Below are 11,031 nucleotides of genomic sequence, written 5' to 3' on the forward strand. Positions count from 1 at the left end.
GGATGTCTCAAAGTAGAAGAAATAGAAGGAAGAAAAAAGTTCAAAAACCAGCTAAGAACAAAATCTCAAAAAAAGATAAAACAAAAGGCATTATTGCCCTTGTTCTCTTGGTTATTGCTGCCTTTCTGCTCTATTTTTTTATGCTGAAAGGGAATATTCAAAAGCATTGAGCAAACCAAGGGTTTCAAATTAAAAAAGTTTATAAAATCAAACACATTCTAATATCAGGCGATACAATTAAGGGATTGTATTATGAAAAACCAAAAAAATAATTAATGGTAACCGTCTCGACGAAGGATTATTGAATTTGCAGGTGATACCCTTATCACGAAGAATTTTGTAATTAATATTTCTTATTTAAATTAAAGATTTATAGCAAAAGCTTTTGTGTTTTAAATCTAATGTTGAGAATTATATTGCTATGATTAGAAAAAATCATTGCAGTAAATTGATTTAAAATTTAGATCAAAGCAAATTCAACACTAAGATGAAAAATTTAAAATTATTAAAATAGATAATTTTGTATATAAAAAATTCAGGATGAAAGCATAAAATGACAAATATTTGGAATACTTTGAATTATCAAGCTAATTTTATTCACCGAGATGCGGATGATGCACTTGATGAAGTTATTAATTTTTAAACACTTTAAAATCTCTTTAGAATTTTGCTTTATTTTTATTTATATTTTTAAAATATGAAGTATCTAATTGCAGAGGACGAAAAAGATCTACAATTTTCCATTGCTAAATATTTAAACAGTGATGCCAATATTTGTGAAACTGCTTCCGATTATTTGGAAGCTTCTGAAAAGTTGGAGCTATATGAGTATGATTTAGTGGTACTTGATATTAATTTAGTTACTGGAAGTGGCCTTGATTTACTTAAAAGATTAAAAAAGCAGAAGCGAAAATGCGGGGTAATTATTATATCAGCAAATAATTCATTAGATAATAAACTGGAAGGACTGGATTTAGGGGCGGATGATTATATTACAAAACCTTTTCATTTGGCGGAACTCAATTCTCGGATTAAGGCGGTATTGCGTCGAGGGCAATTTGGGGGAGATGATTCAATCACTTTTCAAGAGATTCGTTTAGATACACTAGCTCGTAGTGCTTATGTCAACGATAAGCCTATTTCGCTCACGCGCAAAGAATATGATCTCTTATTATTTTTTATTACTAATCAGGGGCGCGTTCTCTCTAAGGCTATTATAGCAGAACATCTATGGGGTGATGATAGTGACTTACTTGATAATTTTGATTTCATTTATGTTCATATCAATAATTTACGAAAGAAATTAACAAAGGAAGGTGCCAAGTATATCCAAACTGCTTATGGTAGCGGTTATAAATTTATAGCAGATTAATTCACCAGTAGAAAATAAAACCCCACTTTTAAGAAAAGCGTCGAAAACTTTTCTAATCTCTAGTACGATCATAATGATGATTTCTGGGGTAGCACTCTATTTCTACACAAAAATATTGTTGGAAAAAGAAATAGAGGAGGAGCTTTATTCCAATAAGGCTCGAATTGAACGTATTCTTGCTCAAGAGGGAGAATTTATTGATTTTGAATCTATATTACAGGTAAAGAAAGTCCAACATCAAGAAGCAGAACAACTTCAAGATACGTTAATTTACGATCCATCCCAGAATGAAATTGAACTTTTTCGTCAACTATCAGGGACTAAGATAATTAATGGTACGAATTACAAAATTACTGTTCGTGCAATGATTATTGAATCAGAAGATATTTTATATGCTATTGTATTTACATTTTTCACTATCATATTTCTAGCATTTATTTTCCTTTTCTATTTAAACAAATCTCGTAATGAAAAACTTTGGAAACCTTTCTTTACCAATCTCACAAAACTTAAAAATTTTTCCGTTCGATCTGACAAACCACTTCAATTGGTAGATTCTGAAGTCTTGGAATTTCACGAACTTCATAAAGAATTGAAGATTTTAACCTCTAAAATTCAAACAGATTATAAAAATTTAAAGCAATTTACTGAAGACGTTTCTCACGAAATGCAGACTCCATTAGCTATTATGCAGGCTAAGATAGATACTGTTATCAATGATGGAGAAATTAATGAAACACAATTCCATCAATTTTCTTCTTTACAGTCTGATATTTCACGTTTAAAACAACTTAATAAAAAACTTATTCTCTTAGCTAAGATTGAAAATGATCAGTTTACGACCAATGAAGTAATATCCCTCAATAAGCTGATTAATGATACTGTCTTAAACTTCAAAGAACTTTTCTCTATTGATTTCCTGATTGAAGAAAATGCTACGATAAATGTAAAAATGGATTTTTCATTAGCTACGGTACTTTGCAATAATTTATTATCAAATGCAGTAAAGCATAATTTCAATAACCAAAGTATAGATATAAAAATCTTTGATAGAAAGCTTCAGGTAATCAATGCTGGAGAAGAAATGTTGTCTCGACCAGACCAGGTTTTTGAGCGATTTTATAAAGAAAGCAGACAAAAAGAATCAACAGGGTTAGGGCTTTCAATAGTAAAGAAAATTTGCGACTATTATCATTTTGTACCTACGTATTCTTTTGAAACCGTACATTATTCAAAAAAAAACAGGGGTAGACATATCTTCCAGATAGACTTTTCCGCTTATAAAGATTAAAAACACTACGAAATTACTTTAAAGTTTCTTTAGAAAGCTTCATTAGTTTTATAAAAAACTTAACAATGAACCTATCTAAAAACAAGCTTATACATTTTTTATTTCTTGTCCTTATCAGCTCATTTGCAAACGCTCAGGAGAAAATAACTATTACCGGACAAGTTGTAAATAGAGATGCACAGCAGCCCTTAGCATTTGTAACGATTACTGTAAATGATTCAGAAAGTCATAAAACTATTACGGGAACCATTACAGATGAAGCCGGATTTTTTGCTATTTCTGAATTACCCATAGGAAATTATGAGGTTGAAGTATCATTTATGGGCTTTCAAACCTATTCCAAGCAAATAATCGCCGGTGGACTAAATCCTATTTTTGATTTAGGAAAGATTCAATTGTCAGAAACAACAGAATCCCTACAGGAAGTGATGATTACCGCAGAGCGAGCTACGGTAAATTCTGGACTTGATAAAAAATCTTTTAGCCTAAATAATACTATTGCTCAGTCGGGTGGCTCTGTACTCGATGCGATGAAAACGATGCCTGGTGTAGCTTTTGACCAAGATGGAAAAGTAGTACTCCGTGGGAGTGACAAAGTGGTAGTACTTATTGATGGAAAGCAATCCAGTCTTACAGGTTTTGGTAACCAAAAAGGTTTAGCCAACATTCCAGCGGCAAACATCGAACGCATTGAAATTATCAACAATCCATCAGCTAAATATGATGCAAATGGATTTGCGGGGATTGTAAATATCATTTACAAAAAAGAAAAGGAGATAGGCTTTAATGGTGATGCCGGATTATCATTTGGTTTGGGGGCATTTTCTAAACGTAGGAAAGACACTCCTACCGATTTTGGAAGTTATTCCGTAAATCCAAAACTAATCCCAAGTCTCAATTTCAACTATAGAACCGAAAAACTTAATTATTTTCTTCAAACAGAGTTTATTATTCAAGAGGCGTTGCCTAATAACGAATTTACAACTCGATTTTATGATGATGGTCGTACCATCCTTTCACAAGTCCCTGAAAACCGTAGACAGTTTAGAAGTATTATTACTGGTGGAGTAGATTATGAGATGAGTGATAACGACCACATTACCTTTTCCGGGATGATAGACCGTGAGAAACATATCGATACCTCACAAGTGGCTTTTATTAATTTAAATGACAATTTTCGTAATAGGTCGTACACTTGGCAAGAAGAGGAAGTGACCAGCGCTATTAATACTGCTGTTGTCTATAAACATAATTTTTCCAGGGCAGGTCATTCTTTATCGGCGAATCTGCAATATACTCGTGGGCTGGAAGATGAAAGTTATTTCTTAAATGACAGTTCTATAGTTAGAGTGGGGCGGGATATGACAAATATTAAGGCTATTGAACATACAACCAGTATAGCAACAGATTATACCCAAGCATTGAGTAATGGGCGAATAGAATTAGGAGTAAAAGGGAGATTTAGGCGATTACCGGTAGATTATACGATTATGCGCGGAGAACAATCGATTATATATCCAAATCTAGGTGATTTTTCAAAATGGAGTGAGAACTTATATGCAGCTTATGGAAATTACCTACTTGAAAAAGAATTTTATGACCTTGAAGCAGGTTTACGATTGGAAGAAACTGAAGTTTCCTATAAACTTGATCCGGTAAATGTTTATTATAATTCAAATGATAATTATGATTATTTTGAATTGTATCCAAGTATTCGATTCACCTATAAATTAAATGATAAAAATAAAATTTCGACTTTTTATAATCGTCGTGTGGATAGGCCTGGCGAACCAAAGTTAAGAATTTTCCCTAAATATGATGACCCTGAACTACTGAAAGTGGGGAATCCTTATCTTCGCCCACAGTTTACCCATAGTTTTGAAGTTGCTCATAGATATTCTTGGGGTGCTGGTTCATTATTTTCGGCGATATATCATCGAGAGATCAATGGTGCCTACCAACGTATTTACAGTATTGACGATAGCAATCCGGATTATAATATTGTCAATAGAATTTATCAAAACACAGGTCAAAGTACCAATACTGGTGTTGAGGTTTTGTTCAGTCAGGATATTACCAATTATTGGAAGTTGACTTCAAGTTTCAATATCTATAGAAATCAAATAGATGCATTTCAAGGTACACTGCTCTTTCCATTTAAACGTCCATTTTTTATTGAGGAGTCTTCCGATATTGCCGGTGATTTTAAGATTACCAATACTTTCATTTTGCCTTGGAAAATGGAAGCACAAGTTACCGGTCTTTGGTATTCTGATAAAAATATACCCCAAGGAACTGAACTTTCAAGATCTTCAATTGATTTAGGAATTAAAAAATCATTATGGGGTAAAAGAGGAGAGCTTAGTTTATCCGCAACAGATTTATTCAACCGTTTTGGGATACGGCAAAAAGTAATTGGACAAGATTTTACTGCCTTATATCAAAACTATTATGAAACACAGATTGTGAGGATAAAATTGAATTATAAATTTTAGTACTATAAATAATCGAATGATTTGGAAAATTTAATTTATGTCTTTCATTTTTTAAAAAATTATACCTAGGGATATTTTCACAAATAATGAAATTAAAAACCATAGAAGCTTTTAAATAAATATACTTAGAATTCCTTAAAGCTCCCTTTAGAATCCTACTATACATTTATAGTATAACTTAAAAATGATATCATTATGAAAAAAGCGATTGTAGGAATAACATTGATTTTTACAAGTATAATCAGTATTGCATTTACTCAAAAAGATAAGGTACCAACGGTAGTTAAAGATGCATTTTCGAAAAAGTTTCCTACAGTGAAACGTGTGAATTGGCAAAAGGAGGAAGTAAATGAATGGGAAGCCGAATTTAAACGCAAAAAGAAGGAATATTCAGCAAATTTTTTGGATGATGGTACCTGGCAGGAAACTGAATATGAGGTTGATGAGAATGAAATACCGGAACATATTATATCTTCAGTTAAGGCTAGTTTTTCTGGGTACAAAATTGAGGAGGCTGAAGTTTCTGAGACCGTTCACGGAATCAATTACGAATTTGAAATAGAAAAAGGCAAGAGTGAAATGGCGATAACTATAGATTCTAATGGGAAGATCATCCATAAAGAATCAGAAGATGATGAGAGGGATTAATTTTTATTAAAATTGAAATGAAATGTCCAAATAAACTATTTGGACATTTTTTTTTCGTCGTTTTTATTTTTCATCCAATTAATTTGTTCTAATACCCCTTCCCTAAGTCCTATTGATGGGTGATAATTCAATAAATATTGAGCTTTGTCAATAACTGCTTTCGTTCGTATCTGATCACCAAGTCTTGGTGGTTCCTCTTGTATATGAATCCTGGTTGATAATAAGTCTTCAACAATTTTTATTGCTTGTTTCGTTGAATATTCCTGAGTAGTTCCGAGGTTAATGATCTGGCCATCACATTTTTCTTCGTTTCCAATGACGGAAATGATACCATCAATAATATCCTTAATATGAGTAAAACTTCTTTGATGTTCAAGGCTTCCTTTAAATAATGGAAAGGCTTTTTTGTTGATAGCACAATCAATTAATTGGCTGAACATTTTATCCGGTCGTTCTCTTGAACCATATACAGAATATAAGCGGAGCGAGCAGGCTTGAAAAAACCCTCGTCGCGATTGTAGTAAAACCAATTGTTCTGCGGCTAATTTGGTTATTCCATAGTTGGAGATTGGCTTAGTCACTTCATTTTCACTACAGCTTACTTCAGCTCCATAAATTGAAGACGTACCAATATTGATAAAAAACTTTAGGTTCGGGCATTGCTCCGCAAAACTTATAAGATTATTCGTAGCGACGATATTGTTTGATAGATAGTCTTCAAAAGTAGAAGTTTTTGCAATACCTGGTTGAGCAGCACAATGAAAGATATAGTCCAGATTTAAGGGCAGTTTACTTTTAAAATCCTCAGAGCGTAGATCATCTTCTATAATTTGGATACCAAAACTTTTTAAGTGTTGAGCATTTTCTTTTTTGAAGCCAATATTATAGTATGCAGAAAAATTATCGATACCTAAAATTTCGTGTCCTAATAGATGTAATCTATCTGCAAGATGTGAACCAATAAAACCGGCAATACCAGTTATTAATATTTTCATTTATTTAATTTTATTTCCAAAAATACATATAAAAACCTCGATTTAAAAGGCTTTGAGACTATATTTTTAAAACAGGCTAATCTTAAAAATTGCTTTAGAATCCTTGTTTATTATTGCAAATTATTAAAGTCTATTTTTTAAGTTGAATAATGAATAATACACTTAGCATTGTAGTTCCCGTGTATAATGAACAAGAAAATCTAGGACGGGTTGAAAAGGAACTTCAGGAATATCTTAACTGTGCAAAAGTACCTACAGCCGTATTGTTTGTAGATGATGGTTCCCAAGATTTAAGCTTAAGTATCATTAAGAAGATATGTTCAAGAAATCCTGCATTTCACTATATTAGTTTAGATCGAAATTATGGTTTAAGCACCGCTTTGAAAGCTGGATTTGATGCTGTGGGAAGCACATTAATCGGCTATATTGATTCCGACCTACAAACAAGTCCGATGGACTTTAATTTATTGCTGGATTACATTGATACATATGATTTAGTAACAGGCGTGCGTTCTGACAGAAAAGATGCTTTCCTTAAAAAAGTTTCCTCTTTAGTCGCTAATAGTATACGTCGTAGTTTTACACAAGATGGTATGGATGATACTGGCTGCCCACTTAAAATCATTAAAGCGGATTATGCTAAAAGCATTCCAATGTTTAAGGGACTGCATCGTTTTCTCCCTGCAATGGTTCTTTTACTTAATGGAAAAGTCAAACAAGTACCTGTGCAACATTTCCCACGTATTGCCGGAAAAGCAAAATTTGGTTTAAGAAATCGATTGTTCGGACCTCTAATAGATTGCTTTGCTTATCTATGGATGAAATCTAACTTTATTTCATATAAAACTGAGGATAAAGGGTGAATGTTTGGATGATCTACGGTATTGGATTTACGGCTCAAATCTTATTTTCGGGACGTTCTATATTGCAATGGGCACTATCTGAAAAGAATCAACGCGTAATAACCCCAATACTTTTTTGGCGATTAAGTTTAATTGCCTCGTTTCTATTATTTGTTTATGGCTATTTAAGAAATGATTTTGCGATAATGTTAGGTCAGATTTTGACCTATTTTATTTACATACGTAATATGCATTTCCAAAAGCAGTGGTTTAAATTCCCTAAAATTTTACGTTGGTTCTTATATGTATTTCCTTTCATTATTCTTTACATCGGTTATAATAACAAAATTTATGATCGCTCTTTGTTGTTTAATAATGAAAATATTCCCTTGTGGTTATTAGTACTTGGGATTACCGCCCAGATTATATTTACATTACGTTTTGTATATCAGTGGTTTTATAGTGAAAAAAGAAAAGAATCTGTCTTACCTTTAGGGTTTTGGGTACTCAGTTGGATGGGGTCGATACTTATCTTTCTATATGCATTAATTCGTGAAGATCCGGTATTAATGGCAGGTCACCTTTTAGGAATTTTTCTTTACACCAGAAATATTATGCTATTGAAAAAGGAAAAAAAGCTTCTTTAGAATTTCTTAAGAATCAATTAAGAATTTCATTAGAATTCCTTCTCACATTTGTTTTTATAAAATAAAAATGTGAAGTCAAAAAATATCATAGATCGCTATTATTTATTATTTCTATGTATAGTTTGGATTGTTCTAATAGTTGGCTTAGGAAATTACGGCCTTGCTGAAACCAGTGAAGCACGATATGCAGAAATAAGTCGTGAGATGTTTTTAAGCGGAGACTATTTAAATCCTAAACTCCTCGGTATATTCCATTTTCATAAACCGCCCATTACCTATTACATTACTACTTTGGGCTATCGTATTTTTGGGGTTAATGAGTTTGGTGCTCGTTTTTTTCTCCAGATAGCTATAGTTATTCAGTTAGTATTAGTTTATCGTCTAGCAAATTTACTCTATAAGGATAAGCGTATTGCCTTTATGGCCGGATTGATTTATTTTTCATTTCCAATAGTTTTAATTTCAAGTCGAAACCTAACTACTGATGCGTTTCTGACTACGTTAGTTATAGGTTCTGTATATTGTTGGCAGGTGTATGAAGATAAAACCAAAATAGGATTTCTTTATCTGTTTTATACACTGATAGGTATTGCATTATTGACCAAGGGACCTGTAGCCTTATTGTTTATTCTGACCTACATTATCATCAGAAAATTGCTCTACAAAGGCAGCATAAAGATGACTCTTCATCATATTATTGGTTTTTTATTATGTTTTTCGGTAAGTGTAAGTTGGTATATAGCAATAATTGTAGAGCATCCTAAAATTTGGGATTATTTTATTCACAAACAAATTCTGGGAAGAATCACAGGAAATGCGTATAGTGAAAGGTCGAAACCATTCTGGTATTACTTGCCAATTTTGCTTGGTCTACTATTACCTTGGTGTTTGTCACTACTTCCTCATTTAAAAAATTTAAAATCTCTTTTTCCAAAGCAGAAGGAAACCAAAGTACTAATATATGCAAGTACCATTTTAGTTTTTTTATTTTCTGCATTTAGTACCAAATTGATACTGTATATCTTACCAGTGTTTTGGATGATAGCGATAAGTATTGCAGCAATGTTGCCCAAGATTTCCAAGGCTTCTAAAAATATAGTCAACATTACCTACGCCGGATTAATCTTAGCTCTAGTAATAGGTTTGTTTTTTAGTAGGGTGTATATATCGGAAATGGAATATATATCTGTAAAAACTCTAATAATTGCATTTATTTCTCTTATTGTTTTTGGGGTAATTTATTACGCTATTGATACTACCAAGGATTATAAACCGGCCGTATTAGCTGCGGTTTTTGGGGGCGTTATTATTAGTATTTCGACCTCTTTTATGACAAATCACACTCCTATAATAAATTCCACCAGGGATATGGTGAAATTCATAGACCACGTTTCTAAAGAAAAGGACAAAACTATTATCGTCTATGATTATTTACTTAGTTCTATACCTTTTTATACAGATGATAAACATATTACCCTTAAATATTCAAGCAACACCACCCAAAGGGAAACTCAATTTGAAGAAAATAATGCTTATCAAGAACGACTTTGGGATTTAAATGAGAAAACGGAGCTATATAAGCTGTTGGAAACTTCTAAAAAGCAATCAACTTATCTTCTAGTTAGAAATAAACGTGATTTAGATAAAAAATTTAAAGCCGTTAAGGATAGTTTTGATCATCAAAAACATTTTGAAAAATGGACACTATACTATAACTAAAATAGGTGTCTTTAGATTCCCTTTAGATTTCCTTAAACATTCAAAAAGAATAGTACATCACCTTTGTCACTGTGGCTCGGAGCCGATGGGATGAGAATTAATTTTTAATAACACTGAATGTACAATTATTTGCGACCTATAAAATCAAAATCATCAATTGTAGCAGTTATCATTTTATGCCTGCTTTTGTTTTCACAATATACGTTTGCGCAAGATACTAGTGAAACAACACCGCAAGTAGGTACAGTTCAGAAAATAGGGGATGTTGTATTAATAGCACTACCTGCTGTAACTTTAGGTACTAGCTTTATTATTGGAGATAATGAAGGAGCCTGGGAGTTTACTAAAGGATTAGTGTTGACCAAAGCTGTAACCTATGGTCTGAAGCTTGGTATTAATAAACAACGTCCAGATAGAAGTAACGATAACTCATTTCCTTCGGGTCATACTTCTACGGTTTTTCATAGTGCTGGGTATATCCATCGCCGCTATGGATTTAAGTATAGCATTCCAGCCTATGCTTTGGCAGGTTTTACCGCTGCCAGTCGGATAGACTCTAAAAAGCACGATATATTAGATGTTATTGCGGGTGCAGCTATAGGCTTAGGGGCTAATTTGATTTTCACTACAGAATATAGCCAAGAACATATGGAACTTACATATGACTATTTTGACGGGAATCACCTAATAGGCTTCAGGTACAAATTTTAATTTATTTATATTAATAAAATTTATAACAGATAAACCAAATACGTGAAATCAATGTAAATGTATGGATGGAAAGATTTGATAAGTTTCCAAAACACATGTGTTAAATAATATCTTTTGTAATTCATAACTTTATCTAGACCCTTATGAAAATACAAGAATTTTCCTTTAGAGTTGTTCGAAAATTTTTTGATGTCAGGTATTAGAATATTAGTTCGAATAAGAATTAAATCTACTTATTATCTTAAATTTTAAAAAAGGATAGGTATTTTTAAATGAGCAAATGAAATAATTATGAGAATTCTAATTGTAGA

The 11,031-nt window shown here is 32.3% G+C and carries 10 protein-coding genes; 9 read left to right on the plus strand and 1 reads right to left on the minus strand.

What is annotated here, in order from left to right; genetic code table 11:
- The first annotated feature begins 2 nt into the window (after positions 1–2).
- From IIF7_RS20900 to IIF7_RS18105, 5 genes are all read left to right on the plus strand, one after another.
- Complete coding sequence (locus IIF7_RS20900; protein WP_176218997.1) at positions 3–170, plus strand: hypothetical protein; 168 nt, start codon at positions 3–5, stop codon at positions 168–170.
- A gap of 527 nt (positions 171–697) precedes the next feature.
- Complete coding sequence (locus tag IIF7_RS18090; protein WP_084843090.1) at positions 698–1,372, plus strand: response regulator transcription factor; 675 nt, start codon at positions 698–700, stop codon at positions 1,370–1,372.
- A 76-nt stretch (positions 1,373–1,448) separates the two neighbouring features.
- The gene (locus IIF7_RS18095; protein WP_449489474.1) at positions 1,449–2,663 is read left to right on the plus strand and encodes a sensor histidine kinase; all 1,215 of its coding nucleotides are present in this window, start codon (positions 1,449–1,451) and stop codon (positions 2,661–2,663) included.
- 65 nt (positions 2,664–2,728) lie between these two features.
- Complete coding sequence (locus tag IIF7_RS18100; protein ID WP_084843092.1) at positions 2,729–5,158, plus strand: outer membrane beta-barrel family protein; 2,430 nt, start codon at positions 2,729–2,731, stop codon at positions 5,156–5,158.
- 195 nt (positions 5,159–5,353) lie between these two features.
- Positions 5,354–5,806 (plus strand): PepSY-like domain-containing protein, encoded by a 453-nt coding sequence (locus IIF7_RS18105; protein WP_084843093.1) that lies wholly within the window; start codon positions 5,354–5,356, stop codon positions 5,804–5,806.
- 35 nt (positions 5,807–5,841) lie between these two features.
- On the opposite strand, the gene IIF7_RS18110 is transcribed toward IIF7_RS18105, so the two are convergent.
- Positions 5,842–6,801 carry an NAD-dependent epimerase/dehydratase family protein gene (locus IIF7_RS18110; RefSeq protein WP_084843094.1) on the minus strand — a complete coding sequence of 320 codons (960 nt, stop codon included), beginning with the start codon at positions 6,799–6,801 and terminating at the stop codon, positions 5,842–5,844.
- 149 nt (positions 6,802–6,950) lie between these two features.
- Between IIF7_RS18110 and IIF7_RS18115 the strand changes: the two genes are divergently transcribed.
- The 4 genes from IIF7_RS18115 to IIF7_RS18130 all read left to right on the plus strand — a co-directional run bounded on the left by IIF7_RS18115 (position 6,951) and on the right by IIF7_RS18130 (position 10,720).
- Positions 6,951–7,664 carry a glycosyltransferase gene (locus IIF7_RS18115; protein WP_084843095.1) on the plus strand — a complete coding sequence of 238 codons (714 nt, stop codon included), beginning with the start codon at positions 6,951–6,953 and terminating at the stop codon, positions 7,662–7,664.
- Entirely contained in the window at positions 7,661–8,290 is a 630-nt protein-coding gene (locus tag IIF7_RS18120; RefSeq protein ID WP_084843096.1) for a lipid-A-disaccharide synthase N-terminal domain-containing protein, read from the plus strand. The genes IIF7_RS18115 and IIF7_RS18120 overlap by 4 nt, the downstream gene beginning before the upstream one ends.
- A gap of 69 nt (positions 8,291–8,359) precedes the next feature.
- Positions 8,360–10,009: an ArnT family glycosyltransferase gene (locus IIF7_RS18125; RefSeq protein WP_084843097.1), complete on the plus strand. Its 1,650-nt coding sequence runs from the start codon at positions 8,360–8,362 to the stop codon at positions 10,007–10,009.
- A 117-nt stretch (positions 10,010–10,126) separates the two neighbouring features.
- Positions 10,127–10,720, plus strand: coding sequence for a phosphatase PAP2 family protein (locus IIF7_RS18130; RefSeq protein WP_084843098.1), 594 nt, complete (start codon positions 10,127–10,129; stop codon positions 10,718–10,720).
- The last annotated feature ends 311 nt before the right edge of the window (positions 10,721–11,031 follow it).

This window comes from Zunongwangia atlantica 22II14-10F7, assembly GCF_002094855.1.
Classification (GTDB): Bacteria; Bacteroidota; Bacteroidia; order Flavobacteriales; family Flavobacteriaceae; genus Zunongwangia; species Zunongwangia atlantica.